This is a genomic window from Janthinobacterium sp. CG_23.3 (genome assembly GCF_046115965.1).
Classification (GTDB): Bacteria; Pseudomonadota; Gammaproteobacteria; order Burkholderiales; family Burkholderiaceae_D; genus Janthinobacterium.
The window spans coordinates 21,874-44,881 of the sequence record NZ_JBJXIB010000031.1 but is presented as its reverse complement, the minus strand read 5'-3'; the positions used below and the strand labels follow the sequence as shown (position 1 = coordinate 44,881).

At 60.6% G+C, this 23,008-nt stretch carries 21 protein-coding genes, 1 tRNA gene and 1 pseudogene; 5 read left to right on the top strand and 18 right to left on the bottom strand.

Annotation, left to right across the window (positions count from 1 at the left end; genetic code table 11):
• Positions 1-622 precede the first annotated feature (622 nt).
• Together rpoD and ACFDR9_RS10240 are read left to right on the top strand one after the other, a co-directional pair.
• On the top strand, positions 623-2,830 hold the full coding sequence (gene rpoD / locus ACFDR9_RS10245) for an RNA polymerase sigma factor RpoD (RefSeq protein WP_017877186.1): 2,208 nt from the start codon (positions 623-625) through the stop codon (positions 2,828-2,830).
• Positions 2,831-2,931: 101 nt separating this feature from the next.
• Positions 2,932-3,010: transfer RNA gene (locus ACFDR9_RS10240), tRNA-Ile, on the top strand.
• A gap of 265 nt (positions 3,011-3,275) precedes the next feature.
• On the opposite strand, the gene ACFDR9_RS10235 is transcribed toward ACFDR9_RS10240, so the two are convergent.
• From ACFDR9_RS10235 to ACFDR9_RS10190, 10 genes are all read right to left on the bottom strand, one after another.
• Positions 3,276-3,464: a hypothetical protein gene (locus ACFDR9_RS10235; RefSeq protein ID WP_409030932.1), complete on the bottom strand. Its 189-nt coding sequence runs from the start codon at positions 3,462-3,464 to the stop codon at positions 3,276-3,278.
• Complete coding sequence (locus tag ACFDR9_RS10230) at positions 3,451-3,648, bottom strand: hypothetical protein (protein WP_409030931.1); 198 nt, start codon at positions 3,646-3,648, stop codon at positions 3,451-3,453. The genes ACFDR9_RS10235 and ACFDR9_RS10230 overlap by 14 nt, the downstream gene beginning before the upstream one ends.
• The gene (locus ACFDR9_RS10225; protein WP_409030930.1) at positions 3,635-4,060 is read right to left on the bottom strand and encodes a DUF5681 domain-containing protein; all 426 of its coding nucleotides are present in this window, start codon (positions 4,058-4,060) and stop codon (positions 3,635-3,637) included. The genes ACFDR9_RS10230 and ACFDR9_RS10225 overlap by 14 nt, the downstream gene beginning before the upstream one ends.
• Complete coding sequence (locus tag ACFDR9_RS10220) at positions 4,057-4,452, bottom strand: VRR-NUC domain-containing protein (RefSeq protein WP_409030929.1); 396 nt, start codon at positions 4,450-4,452, stop codon at positions 4,057-4,059. Before ACFDR9_RS10220 ends, ACFDR9_RS10225 begins: the two co-directional genes overlap by 4 nt.
• Positions 4,453-4,609: 157 nt before the next feature.
• The gene (locus ACFDR9_RS10215; protein ID WP_409030935.1) at positions 4,610-7,135 is read right to left on the bottom strand and encodes a phage/plasmid primase, P4 family; all 2,526 of its coding nucleotides are present in this window, start codon (positions 7,133-7,135) and stop codon (positions 4,610-4,612) included.
• On the bottom strand, positions 7,071-7,433 hold the full coding sequence (locus tag ACFDR9_RS10210) for a hypothetical protein (protein WP_409030928.1): 363 nt from the start codon (positions 7,431-7,433) through the stop codon (positions 7,071-7,073). The genes ACFDR9_RS10215 and ACFDR9_RS10210 overlap by 65 nt, the downstream gene beginning before the upstream one ends.
• Positions 7,433-7,642 carry a DNA-binding protein gene (locus ACFDR9_RS10205; protein WP_409030927.1) on the bottom strand — a complete coding sequence of 70 codons (210 nt, stop codon included), beginning with the start codon at positions 7,640-7,642 and terminating at the stop codon, positions 7,433-7,435. Before ACFDR9_RS10205 ends, ACFDR9_RS10210 begins: the two co-directional genes overlap by 1 nt.
• Before the next feature lie 159 nt (positions 7,643-7,801).
• Complete coding sequence (locus tag ACFDR9_RS10200; RefSeq protein ID WP_409030926.1) at positions 7,802-8,458, bottom strand: hypothetical protein; 657 nt, start codon at positions 8,456-8,458, stop codon at positions 7,802-7,804.
• Positions 8,459-8,574: 116 nt separating this feature from the next.
• Positions 8,575-9,966 (bottom strand): tyrosine-type recombinase/integrase, encoded by a 1,392-nt coding sequence (locus tag ACFDR9_RS10195; RefSeq protein WP_409030925.1) that lies wholly within the window; start codon positions 9,964-9,966, stop codon positions 8,575-8,577.
• A 686-nt stretch (positions 9,967-10,652) separates the two neighbouring features.
• Positions 10,653-10,826 carry a hypothetical protein gene (locus ACFDR9_RS10190; RefSeq protein WP_157406645.1) on the bottom strand — a complete coding sequence of 58 codons (174 nt, stop codon included), beginning with the start codon at positions 10,824-10,826 and terminating at the stop codon, positions 10,653-10,655.
• Between the two features lie 217 nt (positions 10,827-11,043).
• Here ACFDR9_RS10190 and ACFDR9_RS10185 point away from each other — a divergent pair, with 217 nt between their 5' ends.
• Positions 11,044-11,640 (top strand): IMPACT family protein, encoded by a 597-nt coding sequence (locus tag ACFDR9_RS10185; RefSeq protein WP_409030924.1) that lies wholly within the window; start codon positions 11,044-11,046, stop codon positions 11,638-11,640.
• Between the two features lie 51 nt (positions 11,641-11,691).
• Here the strand turns inward: ACFDR9_RS10185 and ACFDR9_RS10180 are convergent, their stop codons facing one another.
• From ACFDR9_RS10180 to ACFDR9_RS10170, 3 genes are all read right to left on the bottom strand, one after another.
• Positions 11,692-12,363: a hypothetical protein gene (locus ACFDR9_RS10180; protein ID WP_409030923.1), complete on the bottom strand. Its 672-nt coding sequence runs from the start codon at positions 12,361-12,363 to the stop codon at positions 11,692-11,694.
• Positions 12,364-12,539: 176 nt separating this feature from the next.
• Positions 12,540-13,100 carry a GNAT family N-acetyltransferase gene (locus ACFDR9_RS10175; RefSeq protein ID WP_409030922.1) on the bottom strand — a complete coding sequence of 187 codons (561 nt, stop codon included), beginning with the start codon at positions 13,098-13,100 and terminating at the stop codon, positions 12,540-12,542.
• Positions 13,097-13,480: a nuclear transport factor 2 family protein gene (locus ACFDR9_RS10170; protein ID WP_409030921.1), complete on the bottom strand. Its 384-nt coding sequence runs from the start codon at positions 13,478-13,480 to the stop codon at positions 13,097-13,099. The genes ACFDR9_RS10175 and ACFDR9_RS10170 overlap by 4 nt, the downstream gene beginning before the upstream one ends.
• A gap of 202 nt (positions 13,481-13,682) precedes the next feature.
• On the opposite strand from ACFDR9_RS10170, the pseudogene ACFDR9_RS10165 reads away from it, so the two are divergent.
• A pseudogene (locus tag ACFDR9_RS10165) lies at positions 13,683-15,363 on the top strand (methyl-accepting chemotaxis protein).
• Here ACFDR9_RS10165 and ACFDR9_RS10160 read toward each other — a convergent pair.
• Positions 15,360-15,554, bottom strand: a complete 195-nt coding sequence (locus ACFDR9_RS10160; protein ID WP_409030920.1) for an oxidoreductase-like domain-containing protein — start codon at positions 15,552-15,554, stop codon at positions 15,360-15,362. The pseudogene ACFDR9_RS10165 and the gene ACFDR9_RS10160 sit on opposite strands and share 4 nt — an antisense overlap.
• 393 nt (positions 15,555-15,947) lie before the next feature.
• Between ACFDR9_RS10160 and ACFDR9_RS10155 the strand changes: the two genes are divergently transcribed.
• Positions 15,948-17,615: a DEAD/DEAH box helicase gene (locus tag ACFDR9_RS10155; protein ID WP_409030919.1), complete on the top strand. Its 1,668-nt coding sequence runs from the start codon at positions 15,948-15,950 to the stop codon at positions 17,613-17,615.
• Between the two features lie 513 nt (positions 17,616-18,128).
• On the opposite strand, the gene ACFDR9_RS10150 is transcribed toward ACFDR9_RS10155, so the two are convergent.
• The 4 genes from ACFDR9_RS10150 to ACFDR9_RS10135 all read right to left on the bottom strand — a co-directional run bounded on the left by ACFDR9_RS10150 (position 18,129) and on the right by ACFDR9_RS10135 (position 22,967).
• Positions 18,129-20,087, bottom strand: a complete 1,959-nt coding sequence (locus tag ACFDR9_RS10150; protein ID WP_409030934.1) for a polysaccharide biosynthesis protein — start codon at positions 20,085-20,087, stop codon at positions 18,129-18,131.
• 82 nt (positions 20,088-20,169) lie between these two features.
• Positions 20,170-20,730, bottom strand: coding sequence for a sugar transferase (locus ACFDR9_RS10145; protein ID WP_409030918.1), 561 nt, complete (start codon positions 20,728-20,730; stop codon positions 20,170-20,172).
• A gap of 8 nt (positions 20,731-20,738) precedes the next feature.
• Entirely contained in the window at positions 20,739-21,671 is a 933-nt protein-coding gene (locus ACFDR9_RS10140; RefSeq protein ID WP_409030917.1) for a UDP-glucose 4-epimerase family protein, read from the bottom strand.
• A 144-nt stretch (positions 21,672-21,815) separates the two neighbouring features.
• Complete coding sequence (locus tag ACFDR9_RS10135; RefSeq protein WP_409030916.1) at positions 21,816-22,967, bottom strand: glycosyltransferase family 4 protein; 1,152 nt, start codon at positions 22,965-22,967, stop codon at positions 21,816-21,818.
• Between the last annotated feature and the right edge of the window lie 41 nt (positions 22,968-23,008).

Sequence of the window (23,008 nt, the reverse complement as noted above, 5' to 3'; positions counted from 1 at the left end):
CCTTCCCCCCGCACAGAAAGAAAGGTGGGGTTTTTGGTTCCAGGAGGAGTGGGAGAGACACAAACACATTTTTTGGGGGGGGGGGGGGGGGAGTTGCCAACCCGCGGGTGGGGAACTCCCGCCCCCCCCCCGGGGCGGCCCCGGGCTGGAAAAAGAATTTGGCCGTGCTATAATTAAATGCTAAGTATTCTATGCTTTGGCAGGGTAGTATTGTTTCGAAAATAGTGTTTGTTTTCAGTAAGTTAGGCTCTTGATCGGCGCATACGGACGGCGTCGGCGGCCAGGGCCAGCTGGTGGTTTCGGCGGCGCAGCGTGGTCTGCGCCGATGGCAAGCATGCCGTCAGCCGCAGCCATTTTTGGCCCTCGCCCCCACACGCAGCCGGATGCAGCCGCATTTCCGCCGAAGACGGCCGGGTATGGCCGTGGTGGAACTGTCTGCGGCATACGCGGATCGCGGCCGACGAGGTGTAAGTAACGTAGGGCAGTGTCGCAGCCGCGTCGTTGGCGGCTGCGAAGATGGTGGCCCCGGCGGGGCCGGCAGCAAACTTTATCCTAATCCACCGTAAAGCAAGTCGTTGTGTAATCGAAAGCGCCTGTGCCAATCAAGAAACCCGAACCCAATGTGGCTGAAAAGCCAAGCAAAGTTACCGCGAAAGCCGAAAAGGCGATCGACAGGCCGGAAGCGCGCGTCACCAGTGCGCCGGTGGTCAGCCAAACCACCGACGCGGCCGCGCTGGCCGCCATCGACACCTCCGGCTACGTGCTGCCGTCGGTCAAGGTGCCGGGCAGGCGCGGCCGCAAGCCGAAGGAATTCCAGCCCGAAAATGACGAGGTGGCCGCGCTGAACGCGGTCGAGCGCGCCGAGCTGAAGGCGGTCGACAAGGCCAAGGCCAAGGACCGCAAGGCCAAGGAGCGGGCGCTGCTGAAGGACGCCTTCTCGTCCGACACCGAGGCCAGCGAAGAGGAACTGGAACGGCGCCGGCAGAAGCTGAAAACGCTGATCAAGTTCGGCAAGGAGCGCGGCTTCCTGACCTACGCCGAGATCAACGACCATCTGCCCGAGAACATCGTCGATCCGGAAGCCATCGAAGGCATCATCGGCACCTTCAACGACATGGGCATCGCGGTCTACGAGCACGCGCCCGACGCCGAGACGCTGCTGCTGTCGGACAATGTCGCCACCGTCACCAGCGACGACGAGGCCGAGGCGGCCGCCGAGGCGGCGCTGTCGACGGTCGACTCCGACTTCGGCCGCACCACCGACCCGGTGCGCATGTACATGCGCGAAATGGGGTCGGTCGAGCTGCTCACCCGCGAGGGCGAGATTGAAATCGCCAAGCGCATCGAGGACGGCCTGAAGGACATGATCCAGGCCATCTCGGCCTGCCCGGTGACGATCGCCGAGATCATCGCCGCGGCCGACCGCATCGCCAACGACGAGAGCAAGATCGACGAAGTCGTCGACGGCCTGGTCGACCAGAACGAGGACGCCGCGCCGGTAGTGGTGGCGCCGGTCGAGGACGACGAGGAGGACGGCGAGGACGAGGAAGAGGCCGAGGGCGAGGAAGAGGAAAGCAACGCCTCCGGCGCGGCCGGCTTCTCCGCCGAACAGCTGGAAACCCTGAAGCGCAACGCGCTGGAAAAATTCGCCATCATCTCCCAGCAGTTCGACAAGATGCGCAAGGCGTTTGAAAAGGACGGCTACAACTCGAAATCCTACGTCAAGGCGCAGGAATCGATCTCGCACGAACTGCTGGGCATCCGCTTCACCGCCAAGGTCGTCGAGAAGCTGTGCGACACGCTGCGCGGCCAGGTCGACGAGGTGCGCCACATTGAAAAGCAGATCCTCGACGTCGCGGTGAACAAGTGCGGCATGCCGCGCGCCCACTTCATCAAGGTGTTCCCGGGCAATGAAACCAATTTGAACTGGGTCGACGGCGAAGTCAACGCCGGCCACGCCTACAGCACCATCCTGGGCCGCAACATTCCCACGGTGAAGGAGCTGCAACAGCGCCTGATCGACCTGCAGGCGCGCGTGGTGCTGCCGCTGCCGGACCTGCGCAACATCAACCGGCAGATGGCGGCCGGCGAAATGAAGGCGCGCAAGGCCAAGCGCGAAATGACCGAGGCCAACCTGCGCCTGGTCATTTCAATCGCCAAGAAATACACCAACCGCGGCCTGCAATTCCTCGACCTGATCCAGGAAGGCAACATCGGCTTGATGAAGGCCGTCGACAAGTTCGAATACCGCCGCGGCTACAAGTTCTCGACCTACGCGACGTGGTGGATACGCCAGGCGATCACCCGTTCGATCGCCGACCAGGCGCGCACCATCCGCATCCCGGTGCACATGATCGAGACGATCAACAAGATGAACCGGATCTCGCGCCAGATCCTGCAGGAAACCGGCGCCGAGCCCGATCCGGCGACCTTGGCGATCAAGATGGAAATGCCCGAGGACAAGATCCGCAAGATCATGAAAATCGCCAAGGAACCGATCTCGATGGAAACGCCGATCGGCGACGACGACGACTCCCACCTGGGCGACTTCATCGAGGACAACAACACGCTGGCGCCGGCCGACGCGGCGCTGCACGCGTCGATGCGCGGCGTCGTCAAGGACGTGCTCGATTCCTTGACGCCGCGCGAGGCGAAGGTGCTGCGCATGCGCTTCGGCATCGAGATGTCGACCGACCATACCTTGGAAGAGGTCGGCAAGCAGTTCGACGTCACGCGCGAGCGCATCCGCCAGATCGAGGCGAAGGCGCTGCGCAAGCTGCGCCACCCGTCGCGCTCCGACAAGCTGAAAAGCTTCTTGGAAGGCAACTAAGACTTGACTAGTGTTGGCGTAACCCCTATCCTCGCCACTTCGTTTCTACACGAAGTGCGCGCGGGCGGGTATCGCCGGCCCCAGCGCTTGTGCAGCAGACTGGGCCTCTAGCTCATGCTTGGTTAGAGCAGCGGACTCATAATCCGTTGGTGCCGTGTTCGACTCACGGGAGGCCCACCAGTTTTATATAATAAAATCAAAGACTTGCACGCTTCTGCTTGTGGGTCTTTTTTGTTTTCTGCCTCCCTCTTCCGCTCATGTAACCGCTGTGTAACCCGATTTGATAAATACAGCCGGGTCTGTTGCGCGGTCGCCACTGTCGCGTTACGCACATCTGATTGAAATTGATATTTTTTCAGCCCCTCGCGCGTGCGCTCGTATTGCCCCACGAATGAAAAAAAGCCCAGCGGATTAGGCCGGGCTTGGATGATTTATTTTGGCGACTCTATAGCCTAGCGTCAGTGGGCGAAACGAACACCACGCACAGTACATCGGCAGCATCAGGCGCGAAGCCTTCCCGCGTCATTGCTTGGTCGTGCGTCTCGCCATGCGCAACCATCACCAGCTTGAACGATGAATTTCCTTCGTTGGCTTTGGCTTCCAGCGCAGCAACCCGCTTTTCAATGGCTTGCATGGCTTTCCTCCGTAGGGCGAATAATCACGCGCCGAATAAATAGAATGTCGGTCACATCGTCGGCCACGTTACAGCGGCGGCGCGCTTCCTGCTCAGTCTCGCCCAATTGGAGCCGGATGCAGCGAAACGCGGCAGCGTTCCTGGCGGCCTCCAGCGCGGCAATGCGTTTTTCAGTGCTTTGCATGTTTCCCCTCCAGTGCGGTTATGCGTGCGGCCAGTTCGTCAAGCTCGGCAATTTTCCCAAGTGTGCCGATTGCGGCCAGTAGTTGTGCGCCTTGTCCCGGTGCGAGTTCACCGGCAGCCACGGCGGACAGTACGGCGCGGCCTTGGTCAGTCAGCGTCCCATGCTCCGGCAAGTCGATAGCTTGGGCCTGCTCTATCGCCTTCACGGGCGGTAATACGCGCTCCAGAATCAACCGTGCGGCTTGAATGTCACCACCACGGGCGGCGGCCACCAGTTGCGTGATGATTTCCGGCACATGCTCGCCAATGGCGGCGCGCAGTCGTTGAAGCTCGCCACTTCCCGGCGTCTTGCCTCTTGGGTTCCCGCTCTCGCCCGCTTTCCAGCGTCCGGGCTTCTTCTTCGGTTCGGTCATGCTTGCTTACCTCCTGCAATATCAAGATTTAAAAATACATCGCGGCAATCTCTCGCCATGAATGCCACACCCCCGGCAGCACGGATGCGCTTCAGGAACACGCCTTGCTCAGGTCGAAGCCGTCCTTTCGCGGCCTTCACCTCCACACCCAACAATCGCCCGTCCTTCGTCTGCCCCAGCACATCGGGGCACCCCGTCCACCCGAAGCGCACGAAGCGCCCGCCAATGTGAGCGGCCCCGCTGTTCATCCGTTCGGCCCACGCCACCATCGGATGCGCTCGCAGGGTCAGCAGGACTTCCACGAGGGCGGCGGCTTCGGGCCTGGCATTTGTGCTCGGCACGATTGGCAAGTCGTCGCCAAATAAATCAAGTGACGGCGTTTTGTTGGTCATCCGGCAGCCTCCACAAAGCAACAAAGTGCGGATAGTGCGGATGAACCCTTGTTTTCAAAGCTTTTCCTAGTAATCGAATATAGGGGGAGTTTATGAAAACAGCCCTTTATCCGCACTATCCGCACTATCGACAATAGATTGACGTTGATTGTTTGCATTAGTACCCACCTTTCACCCGTGCGTAGTCGTCTTGGCGCGAATCTGTCAGGGTCAAGCCGCACCAGATTCGCTTACCGCTTGACTGGCGCACGTTGTACCCGCGTTCGCTCAGTCGGCGGCCAAGAACAATTGTGCTTGCCGGTTTCAAGCCACCATCGAGGCACCACGCCTTATAGTTCGCGTACAGGTCACCCGTTGACGATTCGCCGTGCGCGGTTGACGATGTGCATTCTTCCAGCCACCGGCCTGTAAGGTCTTGGTCCACTTGGTAGGCTTCGGTTGCTTGGCGAATCATTGCGGGCGTGTCGGCCAGTCCTTGCCGTTGCCACTTGATGCACCCGGCCACCATCCACGCCAGAATGTGCGGCGTCTCTGCTTTGAGTTTGTCGAGTAACTGCGGGTCGCGCTCATCCGGTGAGAACGTCCGGCCAAACGGGACCAGGCGCACCCGTCGCCAGATGCCGTTGTCGTTGCCTCTCACAATCGGTTTGTGGTTCCCCGCCATGACCAGCTTGAAATTGGGCGTGAACTGTACGGGCGCGGCGTAGAGCTGGCGCACGGCCATGCTATCGCCCGATACAAGGCTTTTCACCAGTGATTCAGCAAGCGCCGTGTTGTCCTCGGTCTCAGAACACAGAACCAGCCGGGCACCGATTAGCGCGGCAAGGTCAGGCGTTGCGCCTCCGGCCTGGCGCTTGGACTCACTCAGTGTTTCCGATGCAATGGCGCGGCTGTAGTCGCCTATGATGTGCTTTAGGACTTCGATAAAGACACTCTTGCCGTTTGCCCCGTGCCCGAAGCAAAACAAGAATATTTGCTCTCGCGTCGAGCCTGTCAGCAGATACCCGGTGAAGCGTTGCAACCAGTCGATAAGCTCCTTGTCGCCATTGAATACCTGTTCAAGAAATTGCACCCAGCGCACGGCTTTGGAGGCGTTGCCGATGGTTTCCGCACTCAGGCTCTTTGTGATGTAGTCAGCAGGCACAGCGGCCCGTGTAGCCCCGTTGCGCAGGTCGATAACTTGCCGGGCCTGATTGAACCCGATGGTGAAATGGTCAGCATCAATGCAGGCCAGCGGCAGGCGTACCGGCGCGAAGTCGGCCAGCATCGAGACGGCAGCGTTAACCGTGCGTTGCTCTTGCGACTTGCGCGCCCACTTTCCGAAGTGTTCGGCGTCATTGATGTGCCCGGCACCCTCGGCATAAATCGCATTTGGCAGCCGGGCGGCCATCGAGCGCACGCCGGAACCGGCATCCCATTCCCACGCGGCCCCGTCCCATACAATCCACGATTGCGCGTCGTGAACATATTTTAGGCGCTCGCCATTGGCATCAAACAGGCGGTGAGCGTTGCCTAACTCGGTGAGCGGTCGAGTGTCGCGTGTGCCGTCGCGGGCGTCGCACTTCGGCAAGCAAGGCTCCATGAATGGCGCAATTTCACGGGACGACATATCAGGCGCGGCGCTCAGTTGCAGCCGTACCGCGTCGAGTCCTTCGGCTTGGTGCAAGTCGTTGAAGTCGCCAGCGACACGGCCATCAGCAAACACCGGCAGAACCACCACACCAGCGCCAGCGGCAGCAGCAGCTTGGGCATACTCCAAACCCTTGCCGTGCGCGTCGAGGTCCCCAGCAATACGAAGCGGTGAGTCGGGGAACTGGCGGCGCAGGTCGGCGGCCACGTCGTCCAGGTTGCTACCGGAAAAACCAATAACAACGGTGACGCCGGTCGTATCGTGAATGCTGCAACCTGTCGCCCATCCTTCCACCAGCGCCAGCGGCAGGCCATTCACAGGCGCGCCAATGAACATCCGGCCACCCTTCATTTTCGCTTTGCCCAGGAACCGCTTGCCACCATCCGCGCCAATAAATTGCAGGCTCTGTAATGCGCCATCGGAACCATGAACCTGTAGCACAATGGAACCGGCTGCATCCTGGCGGGCACAATGCGGCGTGATTCCTTTCCGCTTCGCGTATCCGTGCTTCGGGTCGAGGTCGAACGTATCGCGCAGGACGTGAGCGGCAGTCACGGCGGCGGCGGCGTGCTCTGCGGCGCGCTCGCGTTGGGCGTGTTGCCTTGCCTGCTCAGACTTGGCGCGGGCGGCCTGGCGTTCGGCCTTGGTTGGCAGCGGTGCGTTGTTGTCGCGTTGTTGCCACTTAAATTTTGAGCCTTCACGATTGCAACCGAAAGCAGCGCCCGTGCCATCGGGGAACAACTTGCACCATCCGGCCTTGTCGTGCGGCCTGTCGTTGGTCGAGAACCGCGCCAGCTTGCCCGGCTCTATCTCCGTGTCAGGGTAGGTCATTGAAACACTGGCGAATGCTTCCAGCAGCGAGGCGCAAAAAATCGTGTTGGCGCTTACCATTCGCACCCCCAGGCCACCACGCAAAAGAGCGCGGCCAGCATTGACAGGTAAGGCAGCGCCGATGCCACCGTGCAGGCCAGTTTGAAAACGGCGCGGCTCATGATGTGGCCTTTGCATCGCGCTTGCGCAACCAAACATTGACGGCGCGGCGGTCGTCTTCATCAAACTCATAAACGCCGGGCTTGACAGGGTAGCCGTCGCGGTCGATAGCGGGGGTTCTCTGGCACTGTGCGCGCAGTCCACGGCGGCGCAACTCGGCCATCAACTCAGGCCCATTTGATGCACCTGCAATGCGGTCGATTTCCTCGCGCTTCCTTGAGCGAATCATCAGGGCATGAATCACGCGCAGGTGTCGCGGGTTATCTGTGCCGGTGAATTTGCGGGCGGCATGTGCGGTAAAATCTTGGGTGTCAGCGCCAAGGGTCAATTCTGCAAACAGTGGGGATTGGCCCTTGTCCATTACAGCCCCCCGTTCAGCAGGCGGCGAATATCAGCCGTAGCCCAGGCAAGGCGGCCCATGATGCGGATAGGGCGCAGCGGCCCATTTTCAAGGCAGGCCCAGGCGCGCAATGTCTGGTCTTTGCGGGTCAGGTGAAAGGCAGCGCACGCGGTGTCAACGTGGCTGCGGTTCTCTTGGTCGAGAGGGAGGAAGGGTTGGGAGATTTTCATTTTGAATCACCTTTTCGCATCGCTGCGTGTTTAAGATGATTCAGTAAAAATTACCGGGGTCGCCCGACTATATGCCCCGGCATTTGAAACAAGTATTTATGCAGGTTTGCGAGCCGCGCCCCGGCATTTGTCCGGCATTGCACCCCGGCATTTAAGCCCCTACATTTTCGAATACCTGTTCCATTCTTCCCGCCAGTCGGCCAAGAACGTGCAGGAGTTGAATGCTTGGTTCAGCTTCGGCATTGGTGCATTATTTCGTTCATGTAGCGCGGTCGCCATTATCACAGGGTTCCAAAGTGACTTGTACCTCCCCCCTTTGGTGCCGCTTGTAATTCTTGCGTCGTGAGTCCACACGGCCTTGTCGGTCATCGACTTAGCCAAGTTAAAAGTAACTAGGCCATCGAACGCTTCGACAATCTGCGCCGTGGTCAATCCGTTGACTAGAGGTTCGGAGGCAGGCGTCAACGGGTCACTTGCTGGCGCTGTATGTGGCGTCGATACCTGCGGCGCTTCGGCTTGGCTCTCGAGTTGGCTTATGATAGGTTCTAACCACGTCAACAAATCAGCAGTTGCCACAGTTGTTTTCCGTGCATCCACAGAATCAATAATTTCGGCATCCCCGTCCAGCAAATCCCATGAGGTTTCTGGATTTATCTCAGCAGGTAGGCGCTTGTCCTTCACAGCCTCTAGCAGCAATGAAAAAGCGTCGTCGTACATGCCGTCAAGTTTGTCTATCACGAGGTAAGGCGCTTCATCCAGTGCAACCCGGCGCTTTAGCCATAGCAATTTGGCTCGTTCCTTGTGTCTTGTTCCCACTACACGCTCCTTCAAGCGCCTTCGTTTTGAAATGGGGCACCAGTCAGGCCGGTGAAGGTGTCCGGCTTTTCGTCCGCTAAAACTAGACTGGCGCTTTAAACTGTTGCCTGAACCCGTCAGGCGGCGGTGATAACTCGCAGGCCCGGTGCGACTGGCACAAAGTCGATTCCGGCCTGTTCCAACATCCAGGCTTCAAACTTGACGTGCCACATGCGCAGTAGGTCGAGCGGGCGGCGGATATAGTTTTGCTCCCTCACGCCTTGCGGCTTGTGTCCCTGAATTTGCGCGGCGATGCCTGCGGGCGTCTCGGTCCACTCGCACAGGCTGGCAAAGGACCGGCGCAGGCCATGTAATGACAGGTCGAGCGCGGCAATGGCGCAAGCCTTCTTGTGTGGCGCGGTTGGGTCGGCAAGGCAGCCATCGGCGGCGGTCATACTTGAGAACACCCATTCATTGCGGCGAGGAAGGGCGGCCAGCAAGTGTTCCATATAAGGGGTCAGCGGCACCACGCGCAAGCCGTCAACCTTGTCACGGATTGTGATGCTTTTCCATTGAAAATCCACGTCATCCCACTTCATACGGCCTATTTCCTCGCGGCGCGCACCGGACAGCAGCAAGCATTGCAGATAGGCTGAAGTAACCGGGTTGCTAATCTGGCGTACGGCGGCGAACCACGCGGGCAACTGTTCGCGCTGGAGCACGTCATTTTTCACGCTCGGCTTGCCCAGGCTCTCGCGGGCCTTCTTGCTTTGCGCCGGATTGGCCGTGATGATTTCGCCATACACCGGATGTTCCGTGCACCAGTTCAGGCAGGCTTTGAGCATACGCCATGCAAGGCGGGCGCTTGTCGGGCGGGTCGCGGCTTCGGTCTTGGCCCATGCTTCGATGCGCTTGGCGGTCAGTTCCACCAGTCGCACCCCGGCCAGCGATGCCAGCGGGGCGGGTTCCGTCACCGTCTTGTTGCTGCGGGTTCTTGGCTCCCCGCCCGGCTTTATCATCCTCAAATGGTCGGCGGCGTGTCGCTCGCCCCATTGCGGTGCTCTGTCGGCAATGTACATCGGCCACACGTCGCCCAGAGTTATAGAGTCGCGCACCACGGCGGCGGCGGCGGCGGTCTTGGCGGTCTGTTGTGCGGCGGTTGCATCGGACCTCACTTGGCGCGGGTCTATCCCGTTATCAGTAAGAACTTTCAGGCGACGGGCTTCGGCTTGCGCGGCGTCGATTCCCCATGCCTTGCGGCCGCCAATAGTGATGCGCAGCGTTTTCCCGTTCAACTTGGATTGAAACACGTAGGACTTTGGGGCGTCTTTTGGCTTCCCGGAAAATGGTGTTGCCCGAAGCCCCAGTCCCGGCGCTTCGGTATCCCATATGAAAGCTTGCGGTTTGTCATTTGCGCACTTGTGGTCCTCAACCCGACCAGCCGTAAATTTTACCTTTGCCATCGCTGAACACTCCCCCGTGTAATCCATGTAACCGCAATGTAACCCAAGTTTGAGTATATCAATCAACTTCAATCAAATGCAATGCAGCGTATTGAATAGCGTAAGTAGTTGATTTTCCTAGGAATGTCGGTTTTTCTCTATGCAAATCAACGGCAATAATTGTCATTTCTTGCCGACTCATAATCCGTTGGTGCCGTGTTCGACTCACGGGAGGCCCACCAAATTTATCCGGTATATTCAAGAGGTTACGCGATTTTCCGCGTAACCTCTTTTTGCTGTGCCCCACTTTCATTTTTGCCCAGCAGGGCAGCCGCGCGGCGCCATCCAGCGCCAGCGAAATGAAGAAAGCCCGGCACGCAGACCGGGGTTGTGTGCGGTAGCCAGACGCGGAAGGTGCAGTTGCTCTCCAACTCAAGGGACGTATAGAGTGGACCCACGATGTGAAACAGCAGTTTAAGCTATGGTCCCCACTGGAGGATTGTCCGGAAAACTACTTGGGCTAGCCCCCTCGCAAGCCATCGAACTCACGCTTTATTGGCACCATTGGCAGACCGAGCAGCCGCTGTCCGCCGACGCCACCGCCTTGGTCATGAGTGAGTTGATCCCGGGTCGGCGCCCGCCTTGACGGTGCCAAGCGCGACCGGGACCGCTATACTGCGGTAGCGAGGCGTGTCGAGAAAAAAAGCACGCGAAAACGATGCGTGCTTTTTCTTGATGCCTGGCGAACACGCCAGCCCTTCAACCCGGCACGATCAAGGGCAGTGGCGCGCCAGCAATTCGCAGGCCCGCGGCACGCCGTTCTGGCATTTTGTTTCCAAGGCGTCGCACTGGGCTTGGGTGTAGAGGCCGGCGGTCGCGTTGGCGATGGAACCTGACAGGCCGAGTGCCATGCAGAATACAAACAGTGCTTTTTTAATTGAAATCATTGCGTCCCCACTTTTCAAAGTTAAGAGTGAAATTTAAAAGCCGATTTGAAACAAGGCGCGTCGGGCGCAGTCGAATAGAACGCTTAAGCGGCGTCCGGCGCGTGCTGGAAATATAGCATTAAGCAACGCCTGGAAGTATAAAATATTCAACATTGAAATATAACCAAATATCACGCTGGGAGCTTAGTATCCAGCCGGAATACCATCTTTCTCCTCGATGCCCCAAACAATTTCCGTCGCCGCCCACAGTGAACTGTTCATCAAAAAAAGCCGTTTCCTCGGCTGCGTCCAGCCTGTCGCGGATCGCGCCGCGGCGCAACAGGCCGTCGCCCAATTGCGCCTGCAGCACCCGGCCGCCGCGCATGTCTGCTGGGCCTTGCTGGCCGGCGGAGAGTCGGCGGCGGTCGACGATGGCGAGCCGGGCGGAACGGCGGGCCGCCCGATGTTCGAGGTGTTGCGCCATCAGGACTTGGACGGCGTGCTGGCGACGGTGGTGCGTTATTACGGCGGCGTGAAACTGGGCGCTGGCGGCTTGGTGCGGGCCTATACGGACAGCGTCGCGCAAGCGCTTTTGCTTGCGCAAAAAATCACCATAGTAAAGTTGCGCACGCTGCGCTGCGGCTTCCCGTATGCGCTGGAAGGGTTGATGCGGCGCGAGCTTGAGATTGCCGGGGCGACTTTGCTGGACGTTGCGCATGGCGAGCAGGTCCGCTTCGATTTCAGTCTCTCCGACGCGGCCGCCGCAGCGCTGCTGGCCCGCCTGGACGAGGCCGGTCATGGCCGCATTGCTTGGCTGGGTGTCGAGGAGGGGTGATTTTTATGCGCAAGTACAAGCGCTGCCGGCGCGCTAACTTGCGCGGACGTGCTAGAAGCGGTAGCTGGCGCCGAAGCGGATTACCGGGTACAGCTTGAAGTCGCTGGCCTCGTCCGTCAGTTTGGCGTTTTCGGCGACGATGTCGGCCGCCAGTTGGGTGCAAACCTGGGTGGGGGCGACGCAGTGGTTGTTCTTCAGGGAAGTCGACGGCGAGCCTTGGAACATCACGCCGAAGTCGCTGGAGAAGCCCCAGCCCTTGCCCGGCGCGGCGGCGTTGCCCCAGCCGATGCCGAGATAGGGCGCGCTTTTGCGGAAGTCGACGTTGCCGTCGAGCGTGCCGACGCTCGTCGCCAGGTAGGTGTGGCCGTTGATCGTGTAGGTGCCGGTGCCGGTGGGTTTGCCGTGCGCGTCGATTTTGTTGCCGTTGTAGACCAACCCGGCGCTGACGCGGAAGCCGTTGTTCATCGGGAAAAAGTCGAGCAGGGCGTCGACGGTGCGCAGTTTCATCTTGAAGTCGTAGTCGACGTCGGAGGTATTGGCGTTGTACGAGTAGTTCAGGTAATTCGCGCCGACGCGCACGTTCAGGTTTGCCTGCAGCGGCACGCTCAGGTGCGCGCCTACGCCAGTGCTGCCCAGCTCGGCCGTGACGCCCGTTTCCGCTTGTACCAGGCCGGCGCTGAATACGCCCGCCAGCAGGACCGAGAGAGTTGTTTTGATGTTCATTTCACTATTCCATGAGAAGGGTTCCGCGCCAAGCGGAAGGGGCGCCGTCGATGTCGCCGGGCACGCTGCTGCATGGGATGGTAGGAGTTCTCTGGGTATTGCGCAAGAGCAATAAGGCCGCTTGATGCGGAAGCGCAACAGCGGCGCGCCGGCGGCGCTAACGTAGCGGCGTTCGCTCAGAGCGGGCCGATGTGTTTGCGCATGCGCGCCAGCGGTACGCTGACGTCGCCGGGCAGGCTCAGCTCGAAGCGTTCAACCACGTCGAAGCCGGCCGCCAGGTAGAGCGGTACGCCCGGCATGGTCGCGGCCAGTTCCAGCGCGTCGAAGTCCGCCGCCAGCGCTTGTTCGCTGCAGTGGCGCAGCAGTTGCCGGCCCAGGCCGCGCCGCGCCATGTCCGGCGCCACGAAGAAGGCGCGGATGCGCGCCGCCTCCAGCGCCGCCTCCAGCGCCGGGTCGAGCAGCGGATCGGCACCGGATTTGGCGCGGTCGCCGCCGAACAGCGTGCGCCGTTTGCTCCAGCCGCCGCAGGCGAGCAGGGCGCCGTCTTGTTCGATCAGGAAATAAGTCTGGTCGGCGATCAGTTGCGAGTCGACGCCGAAGACGTGCCGGGTGACGGCGGCTGCCTGGCGTTCGCTGTAGAAACCCGCGCTCAGTTCGATGCCGGAACGGGCGATCAGCGCCTCCATGCGCGCCACGTCGTCCGGCAGCGCCAAGCGCAACGCCGGTGCGGCGCTCACCGCGCGCCGGCCGGTGTCTGGGCGCCGAGCATGAACCAGGCCCTGGCGATGCGCTCGTCGCGCACCTCGTAGATGGCGACCAGGTCGACGCTGACGGGACCGTCGGCCGAGCTGCTATGTACGGTTTCGTGGTCGATCACGGTGTCGCCACAGACGATGCGGTGCAGCAGCACCGCGCGCGGCTTGCCGCTGGCGAAGCGGGCCGTAAAGCGGGCCCGGATCGCCTCGCTGCCGCTGGCGAGCAGCGTGTCTGGATGCTGGAAATGTTGCACGTCGTCTGCGTAGACGGCAAGCAGGGCCTCGACGTCGTGGGCGTTGTAGGCGTCGAGCTGGGCTTGCACGACCGTCGCCGGGTCGGGTGCCTGCTGTTGCTGGGGCATCGGGGATCCATTTTGGGTAAGGGAAAAAATTAACTTATATCAAATAAGCGCCCGCGTCCAGCGGCCGCCCGCGTCGGCGCCGTACGGCATGCAAGGCGGCGCATATATTTTCTGCCGGGCCGGAATGCGGTGCTAGAATATTTTCATTGAGAATCACCGTTCGCCCCACGCCACTTCCACCCACGCCCACCGAGGAAACACGATGAAATGGTTTTACGACTTAAAAAATTGCCACCAAGCTGGTCTGGTCGTTCGGCGCGGTGTTGCTATTGACGGTGGCGCTGGGCGTCTCCGGCATCGTGTCGATGGCGCGCATCAATGCGGCCTCGGCCGAGTTATCCGATAAATGGATGCCGAGCGTGCAGGCGGTGCTGACGGTCAAGTCCGGCCTGGGCGAGTTGCGCCGTTGGGAACTGTCGCATCTGCTCTATCCGGACGCGGCCGGCATGGCGCTGCCGGAAAAGCGCATGGCCGAGATCCTGGCGCAGTTAAAGCTCGACGGCGACAAGTACGCCAAACTGATCAGTAGCCAGCAGGAGCGCGCGCTGTACGGCGAGTTCGTCAAGCTGAGCGACAGCTATCTGCCCGAGCACAACAAGATGATCGACTTGTCGCGCCAGTTGAAAAAGGACGAGGCCCGCGCGCTGCTGAGCGGCCCCACCTCGGCCATGCTGGCGCAGATGTCGACGCTGATCAATCAACTGGTAGCCTTGAATATCGACGGCGGCGCCGCCGCCAGCGAGGCCGCCGACCGCACCTACGGCAATGCGCGCCTGAGCGCCATTGTCATGCTGGCGGGTAGCGTGCTGATCGGCATGCTGCTGGCGTTGTGGGTCGCGCGCATCGTCTCGCGGCCCTTGAACGCCGCCGTCGGCCTGGCGCGGCGGGTGGCCGGCGGCGACCTGACGGCCGATATCCAGGTGGCGTCGAGCGACGAGACCGGCCAGCTGATGCAGGCGCTCAAGGACATGAACGCCAGCCTGCTGCGCCTGGTCGGCCAGGTGCGCAGCGGCACCGACACGATAGCCACCGCGTCGAGCGAAATCGCCGCCGGCAACCAGGACTTGTCGTCGCGCACCGAGCAACAGGCCAGCTCGCTGGAGGAGACCGCCTCGTCGATGGAGCAACTGACCGCGACGGTGCGGCAGAACGCCGACAACGCGCGCCAGGCCAACACACTGGCGGCGTCGGCTTCCGGCATCGCGCTGCGCGGCGGCACGGTGGTCGGCGAGGTGGTCGGCACGATGGCCTCGATCAACGAATCGTCGAAGAAAATCGTCGACATCATCGCCGTCATCGACGGCATAGCCTTCCAGACCAATATCCTGGCGTTGAACGCGGCGGTCGAGGCCGCCCGCGCCGGCGAGCAGGGCCGCGGCTTCGCCGTGGTCGCCTCGGAGGTGCGCAACCTGGCGCAGCGCTCGGCGGCGGCGGCCAAGGACATCAAGACGCTGATCGGCGATTCGGTCGAGAAGGTCGGCGCCGGCTCGCGCCTGGTCAACCAGGCCGGCAGTACGATGGATGAGATCGTCGCCAGCATCACCCGCGTCACCGACATCATGAGCGAGATCACCGCCGCCAGCCAGGAGCAGAGCGCCGGCATCGAGCAGGTCAACCAGGCGATCGCCCAGATGGACCAGGTGACCCAGCAAAACGCCGCGCTGGTCGAGCAGGCGGCCGCGGCGGCCGAATCGATGCAGGACCAGGCCAGGACGCTGGCCGAGGTGGTCGGCGTGTTCAAGCTGGACCAGACGCTGGTGGCGCCGCCGCGCGCGGCGCGCAAGCCGGCCGCGCGGGCGCGCCCGGCGGTCGCCGCGCCGGCCGCGCCGCGCCGGGTCGCGGCCGCGCCCGCCGCCGGCAAGGACGAATGGGAGGCGTTTTAAGCGGCGTCCGCGGCGGCGCCCCGGCGCAGCTGCCACACCGCCAGCGCGCGCCGGTATTGCGCCAGCTCGTCCTGGTACATATCCAGCACGCAGTAGTTGCAGCCGCTGTTGCAGCATGAGTTCGGGTCTGGCTCGGGCGGCGGCGTCGGCGGCGGCTCGGGCGGGGGCGTGGCGGTGTGCATGGTGGTCATTGTCGTGGTAATCGTCGTTATCGGGTGCCGGCGGCGGCGCGTTCGCTCGGCTCTATTATTGCCTAATTGCAACATATTTTCCATGGAAAACGCGGTTTCCGTGTACAGTTGCGCTAATTTAGGGTATCGTTTAGGGCACTGATATTGTATCCTCGTCTGCGCGCGCTATGCCAGGCTTGATCTTCATGGCGGCTGGTCCGCGTTGTCGCCGCCCCGCACCCGTCCACCGCTCCCAGCACGCGCAACGCAGATGGCCTCGGAGCAAAGAGGCGCGGTACGAGGTATGATCTTTGGCGAGCGAACGAAGCCATGCGAAACGCCGCCTGCGCCCAGAAAATGTAGTTTATTGAAGAAAGCACGGCCTCCCGCAGTTCGGGGGCACACCAGATACCTATGTCCGAAACCGAGTTCACCACCTTGCCCAGTATCCCGACCGGCGCGGCCGCCGAGGCCGCCGCACCGGCAGCCGTGCCCGCCGTCGAGGCCGCCGCACCGGCTGCCGCACCCTCCGTCGAGGCCGCCGCACCGGCTGCCGCACCCTCCGTCGAGGCCGCCGCGCCTGCCGCCCCCGCATCCGTCCCCGCCGCCGAAGCGGCCGTGCGCTTTGCCGACTTCGGCCTGTCGCCGGACATCCTACGCGCGCTGAACGACCAGGGTTACGTCCATCCGACGCCGATCCAGGCGCAGGCGATCCCGATCGTGCTGCAAGGGCGCGACGTGATGGGCGCCGCGCAAACCGGCACCGGCAAGACGGCCGGCTTTTCGCTGCCGATCATCCAGTTGCTGCTGGCGCACGCCAGTTCCAGCATGTCGCCGGCGCGCCACCCGGTGCGCGCGCTGGTGTTGACGCCGACCCGCGAGCTGGCGGTGCAAGTGGCCGAAAACGTCAAGGCCTACGCCCGCCACACGCCGCTGCGTTCGACCGTCGTGTTCGGCGGCATGGACATGGCGCCGCAGACGGCGGCGCTGCGCGCCGGCGTTGAAATCGTCATCGCCACGCCCGGCCGCCTGCTCGACCACGTGCAACAAAAGACGCTGAACCTGTCGCAGGTGCAAATCCTCGTCATGGACGAGGCCGACCGCATGCTCGATATGGGCTTCCTGCCCGACTTGCAGCGCATCATCAACATGCTGCCGAAGCAGCGCCAGAACCTGATGTTCTCGGCGACGTTTTCGGGCGAGATCAAGAAGCTGGCCGGTAGTTTCCTCAACAATCCGCTGTTGATCGAGGTGGCGCGCAGCAACCAGACTGCCGACAAGGTTACCCAGGTGGTCTACAAGGTCGCCGACGAGCACAAGCGCGACGTCGTCGCCCATCTGATCCGCGGCCGCGACCTCAAGCAAATCCTGATCTTCTCGAACACCAAGATCGGCGCCTCGCGCCTGGCGCGCAGCCTCGAGCAAGAGGGCGTCAAATGCACCGCGATCCACGGCGACAAGACCCAGCAGGAACGCATGGCGGCGCTGGAGGCGTTTAAAAAGGGCGAGATCGACGTGCTGGTGGCCACCGACGTCGCCGCGCGCGGCCTCGACATCACCGACCTGCCGTGCGTGATCAATTTCGACCTGCCCTACAACGCCGAGGACTATGTGCACCGGATCGGCCGCACCGGCCGCGCCGGCGCCTCCGGCGACGCCATTTCGATCTTCTCGGACAAGGACGAGCGCTTGTTGCTCGACATTGAAAAGCTGATCAAGCAAACCATCACGCGCGGCGAACTGGCCGGTTTCACGCCGACCGCCGTGCGCGCCGGCGCCGGCGCCGAACGGGGCGAGCGCGGCGACAGCCGGCGTCCGCGCCCGTCCTTCGACGCCGCCGAGGCGCGCCCGCCGCGCCAAGCCGCCTCGAGCGGCGACGAGATCCGTTCGTCGATGCGTCCGCCCGAGCGCGAACGCGGCCGCTCCAGCAACGGTCCGCTGCCGCGGCGTGAGAAGGCCGATCCGTGGTTTTCCAAGCCGTACGAGCCGGCCGCCGCCGCGCCGGCGCCTGTCAGCACGCTGCCCGTCGCCAAGCCGAAGCAAAAAGTCGCGGCGCTGCTGGGTGGTTTGCGGAAGAGTTAAGATTGGAAATACATTCAGGACGCGAGGGAAGCGCGGATTTATACGCCCGGTTCGCAACCGGGTGGCGTCCTTGAACGTTTTATAAGCTTGTCCCCTGTCACATCCACCGGATGAAACCGGCGGCATCAAACCAAGTCATTTTTTCCCGGCAAGCACGAGGCGATATCTTCTTGGCGAAGATTGTGCAGATTGTGTTGCGGGGTACGCCGATCGACATGCTCGAGCATGGTTATTCGAAGAGCCGCAAGCGCGGACGCCGGCCGATCACACAGGGGTGCCGGATGGGGTTTCGCCATTTGCTCGAAGCGAATGGCTCGCCCCGGGCCATACTCGTGGAGATGATCCGATGCTCATCGATCGCCGTTTGTTGACGAGAAAAGGCCGCTTCGCGGACGCCCTGATCGCGGCGCCAAGTTCGACCAAGAACCGGAACATGCCGGCGATCCGGAAATGCATCGAACAAAAACGGCAAGCAGCGGTATGTCGCCCCGTGCAGCCTGCCGCCGCAGGCTCTCAACGTATGTTTTTGACCGGTTGGATGGTCTTCAGTGTTTTACCCGGCACTGCATCTAAGCGCTTGTTCTTTTCGACCCAGAGGAAGTCTTCGATGTCGCATTGCGGCGCATATTCGACTACGGCGCGTAACAGCAAGGCGCGCACCCCTTCATGATCGAACGAGTTGCAAGCATTGTCGAGGTCGCTCAGCAGCGCCTGTAATGCAGGCCAAGGAATTTTTGATTCCTGGGCACGCATGATCAAGGGATGCTCTGTGCCCTCGACGTTTTCGCCGATCAGCAATTCCTCGTACAGCTTTTCGCCTGGCCGCAGCCCGACATGTTCGATCTCGATGCCGTCCGGCGCGGCTTTGCTGCGCACTTCCAGGCCGCTCAAATGAATCATGCGTTCGGCCAGATCCATGATCTTTACCGGCTCGCCCATGTCAAGCACGAACACATCGCCGCCTTCGCCCATGGCCCCGGCTTGTAGGACCAGTTGTGCCGCCTCTGGTATGGTCATGAAATAGCGGGTAATTTCCGGATGAGTCAGCGTGATAGGTCCGCCCGTCATGATCTGCTTGTGAAACAGTGGCACCACTGAGCCAGACGAACCCAGTACATTGCCAAAACGCACCATGCAAAAACGGGTTTTTGATTGCTCTCGGGCGAAAGCCTGCAAAATCAGTTCGGCAAAGCGTTTGGTCGAACCCATGACGTTGGTCGGGCGCACCGCTTTGTCGGTTGATATGAGCACGAAACACTTTACCTTGGCGGCGATCGCCGCCTCGGCAATGCTGAGAGTGCCAAATACGTTGTTGCGGACACCCTCGATCGGATTGTGTTCCACCAGGGGGACGTGCTTGTAGGCGGCGGCGTGGTAGATCGTATCGACACTGAAAGTATCGAGGATGCGTTTACATTTTTCCTTGTCGAGCACGGAACCCAAGAATGGCCGCAATTCAACCTGCAAATTGCAACTGGAGTTGAGTCCTTTTAGTTCCTGCTTGATGGAATAGAGTGCGAACTCGGACATCTCAAGTAGAATCAGCCGGGTTGGGCGCAAACGAATAATCTGCCGGCATAGTTCCGAACCGATCGATCCGCCGGCGCCGGTCACCATGACCGATTTTCCAGTGATGCAAGAGGCAATCAAGCCCAGATTGGGCGCCACCGGGTCGCGTCCTAATAGATCCTCGATCTCGATATCGCGCACGTCTTGCAGGCTCAGCTCGCCGCTGACCAGGCTCTCGACCGGTGGGGTGACCTTGATTTTCACCTTGAACACCTCGAGCCTGTCGAGAATGCGCTTCTGTTGGCTCTTCGACAGCGACGGCATCGCCAGCAGGATTTCGCTCAGTTCAAATTTCGCAATGATGTCGGACAGTTCGGAGGAGGGGTGTACCTTGATCCCGCCGATGCTCGCACCGCGCAGCTCTAACATATCGTCGATGAAGGCAACCGGCAGGTATTCATGGCCCGCGCGCAAGGCGCTGGCCAATTGCGTGCCGGCCTTGCCCGCGCCGTAAATGGCCACCCTGACCGCGTTCTGTTCGTAACGGCCCCGCACCAGCAGCAAGAAATTACGGGTGACAAAGCGGCTTGCGACCATATAGGTGATGGCGCTGACCCAATATATACCAAACACGCCGCGCGAAAATCCTTCCATATGGGTGAGAAAGGCGGCCAGCGCGACCAGGACCACCACCGAAATCGTTACCCCCATGATCACTACATAGACGATTTTCTGGTCGACGAAACGGATCACCGCCCGGTACAGGCCCAGGCCGTAGAAAATCGGCAGCGAAATCAGGGGTACCGCCAGAATCAACCAAAAATATTGTCTGAATACCAGGTTGTCGACCATGTCATAGCGCAGCAAAATAGCCACGGTGAACGTCAGCGGCAACAGAATGAAGTCGGCCGTCGCCGCGATGATTTGTTTGCGCAGGCGCGATAAAGTGCTAAGAGGACTCATTTTTCCTTGGGGGCTGGTGCAATCAAATACATGGCGCGTCGTCCGTTGCATTTCTGTAAATCATAAGGGGGGGGGGCGATGCTTAATGGACGATTCCATCGCGGCGGACCACTTTTAATATGGTTAGTAGAATGATTTTAAGGTCGAAGACAAAGGATTGTCTGGTCATATATTCCAGATCCAATTTAACCTTGTCAGGCACCGGCAATTCATCCCTGCCGTTAATCTGGGCCCAGCCAGTCAGGCCCGGCAGCATTCCGCTAACACCGCAGACAGTGCGTTGCTCGATCAAATCTTGCTGGTTAAACAGCGCGGGGCGCGGACCGACCACGCTCATGTCGCCGCGCAGTATGCTCCACAATTGGGGCAATTCATCGAGACTGGATTTGCGCAAAAAAGAACCGATCGGCGTCAAGACGCTGTCAGGATCTTGTAATAAATGAGTCGCCACCGCAGGGGTGCCAACCCGCATCGTACGAAATTTCGGCATCCGAAAAATACGGTTGTTCCGTCCGACCCGGTCCGACCAGTAGATCGCCGGGCCTGAGGACGTAATTTTGACCAATATTGCGACAACGGTAATTGGCACTAAAAAAATGCACAGGGCGAACAAGGCTGATAGTACATCAAATATTTTTTTCATAAAAACCGTCAACGGTGTGACAAAAAATGAACTGCGGTTTTGCCTAGCGCTTCCTGCATCGTCGCTACGGGCCGCCAGGAAAGGGTGTTCCGTGTATGGGTAATGTCGACCTGCAAGGAGCCTAGCAAGCGGCTTGCCACGGCGGATTTTCCGAGCAGGCGCGCTGATCCGGAAATGATGCTGGCCGGTAGAGGCAGCAAGCAGAGGCGACGTTTCATTGCGCCGGAAAGCAGGCGCAGCAACTCAGTCATGCTGACGTCGTGACCGTCCGACACCATGAAAACCTGCCCCGCCGCTTGGCGGTGCTGGCAGCACAGTATCAACAAATCCACCAGATTCTCTAGCGCAACCATGCTGCGGCGGTTGTGAATGGCTCCCAACGGAAGGGGCAGTCCGGTTTGCACCAGTCGCATCAAATTAAGGAAGTTTGCGCGCACGCCGGGCCCGTAAACCAACGGTGGGCGCACGATCACGACTTCAAGCCCGGTTTCCTGTGCCAGGGCGCGCAAGCCAAGCTCGGCCTCCCATTTCGACTGCCCATACGCATCCTGCGGCGCGGCTACGTCAAATGCCGTGAACGGGGCGCCAAACGTTTCCTCCCCGTTGACCTTGACGCTGCTGACGAAAACAAAGCGTCGAATCCCCGCAGCGACGGCCTGCCTTGCCAAATTCATCGTCGCGTCCACATTGATGGCGCGAAACTCAGCCAGGGGCGCATGGGTTTGTTCGTTCATGACATGCACCCGCGCCGCCAAATGAATGACCGCGTCGCATCCGGCCAATGCGGCTTGCCAATTGGTCGTCGTGGATAAATTGCCAACGCCAACTTTACCATTGCCCCCGGTTCGCACCGCGCGCACTGCGGCGAGGCCACGCGTGTGAAGAGCGTCACACAGCGCCTTTCCGACAAAGCCGTCAGCGCCTGTCACGAGAATTTTCATTTTTTTGGCACCTGTTCTTCAGCCTGGGGACAATGCATTGCGGCTGCATCGAATTATTCTTGATAAATATAAATATATTGTTTTTAGTTGCAGTAAGCATGTTATTGTCGCCATGCCGGCCAGTCGACGCGAAGGGCGGGAATTTTACTGGCTAAGCGAATGGGCCGGAATTTTTAATTCAGGCTTAATATTCATTATATCTAAAATAACAGCGTTTATTGTGTGGACGTCGTATTTTTGCTCTGCCACACAGCGTCCGGCTTTGCCCATCGACGGCACCAGTTCGGGCTGGTCGATGAAACGCCGCATTGCCCCCGCCAGTGCGCCGGCATCGCGGGCCGGCACGATGAATCCATTAACGCCATCCGCCACCGTGTCCCGGCAACCCGGGACGTCTGTGGTAATTACCGGACGGCCCATCGCCATCGCCTCCTGCGTGCTACGGGGCAACCCCTCGCGGTAGGACGGCAAAACAAACACGCTGGCCTGCGCTATCCAAGGGCGTACGTCCGCCACTTGTCCGGGCCATTCGATGAGCCCTTCGGCAACCCAGGCGCGCACCTCGGATTCGGCGATGGAGCCGGGATTCAAGTCTATGCTTCCGACCAGAATAAAGCGCGCCGCCGGGTGTCGTGCCTTCACTTCGCGCGCCGCCGTCACGTACTCGTAGATGCCCTTTTCGCGCAATAATCTGGCGACTAGCAGGAAGGTGAATGGTGGCAACGCCGGTGCCGTCGTCTGGAAATGCCGCAGATCGAGTCCGATGCCATTCAATAACTGAACCTTGTCGGCGTCCACCATGTTTTCGTCGACGAACAGCTGTTTGTCGTCGCCGTTGAGCATGAATACCCGGTCGGCCTGGCTCAAACCGGCTCGGTAGAGCCGGGTCACAAAGGCGCGCAACAAACGTCGGCGCTTGGTTGGCGCGGCTTCGTCAATGAACACGTAGCCAGCTCCTTCAATCATGGCATATCTCTTTTTCACGCCGGCAAGACGCGCGGCCAAGGTTCCGTAGATCACCGGCTTGATAAAATAGGTAAAACTCGCGTCCACGTTCAATTTACGCAGTAGCCACGCCAGGCGCAGCAAGTCCAACAGATCCCTGACCGGGTTCATGCCGGTACGCGACATCGAGCAGTCTAGTGGTATCGCGCCCAATGCGCGCACTGCGGCGCGGCTGGCGGTGTCGTAATCGGGCGCCAAGGCATATACGGTGCAGCCGCGTTGAATCATTTCGGCCACCAGCGGGCCGCGGAAATTGAAAATTGAAAATGCTTGATTGGAAACTAAGGCCAATTTGTAAGCTTCTGTTGTTACGGGAGGGTTCGACCGCATTG

Coding starts and splice junctions, on each gene's coding strand:
- ACFDR9_RS10235 (WP_409030932.1), bottom strand. CDS start 3,464: ATGCAAGCCATTGAAAAGCGGGTTGCTGCGCTGGAAGCCAAAGCCAAC.
- ACFDR9_RS10230 (WP_409030931.1), bottom strand. CDS start 3,648: ATGCAAAGCACTGAAAAACGCATTGCCGCGCTGGAGGCCGCCAGGAAC.
- ACFDR9_RS10225 (WP_409030930.1), bottom strand. CDS start 4,060: ATGACCGAACCGAAGAAGAAGCCCGGACGCTGGAAAGCGGGCGAGAGC.
- ACFDR9_RS10220 (WP_409030929.1), bottom strand. CDS start 4,452: ATGACCAACAAAACGCCGTCACTTGATTTATTTGGCGACGACTTGCCA.
- ACFDR9_RS10215 (WP_409030935.1), bottom strand. CDS start 7,135: ATGAAGACGACCGCCGCGCCGTCAATGTTTGGTTGCGCAAGCGCGATG.
- ACFDR9_RS10210 (WP_409030928.1), bottom strand. CDS start 7,433: ATGGACAAGGGCCAATCCCCACTGTTTGCAGAATTGACCCTTGGCGCT.
- ACFDR9_RS10205 (WP_409030927.1), bottom strand. CDS start 7,642: ATGAAAATCTCCCAACCCTTCCTCCCTCTCGACCAAGAGAACCGCAGC.
- ACFDR9_RS10190 (WP_157406645.1), bottom strand. CDS start 10,826: ATGATTTCAATTAAAAAAGCACTGTTTGTATTCTGCATGGCACTCGGC.
- ACFDR9_RS10185 (WP_409030924.1), top strand. CDS start 11,044: ATGCCCCAAACAATTTCCGTCGCCGCCCACAGTGAACTGTTCATCAAA.
- ACFDR9_RS10180 (WP_409030923.1), bottom strand. CDS start 12,363: ATGAACATCAAAACAACTCTCTCGGTCCTGCTGGCGGGCGTATTCAGC.
- ACFDR9_RS10170 (WP_409030921.1), bottom strand. CDS start 13,480: ATGCCCCAGCAACAGCAGGCACCCGACCCGGCGACGGTCGTGCAAGCC.
- ACFDR9_RS10160 (WP_409030920.1), bottom strand. CDS start 15,554: ATGACCACCATGCACACCGCCACGCCCCCGCCCGAGCCGCCGCCGACG.
- ACFDR9_RS10155 (WP_409030919.1), top strand. CDS start 15,948: ATGTCCGAAACCGAGTTCACCACCTTGCCCAGTATCCCGACCGGCGCG.
- ACFDR9_RS10150 (WP_409030934.1), bottom strand. CDS start 20,087: ATGAGTCCTCTTAGCACTTTATCGCGCCTGCGCAAACAAATCATCGCG.
- ACFDR9_RS10145 (WP_409030918.1), bottom strand. CDS start 20,730: ATGAAAAAAATATTTGATGTACTATCAGCCTTGTTCGCCCTGTGCATT.
- ACFDR9_RS10140 (WP_409030917.1), bottom strand. CDS start 21,671: ATGAAAATTCTCGTGACAGGCGCTGACGGCTTTGTCGGAAAGGCGCTG.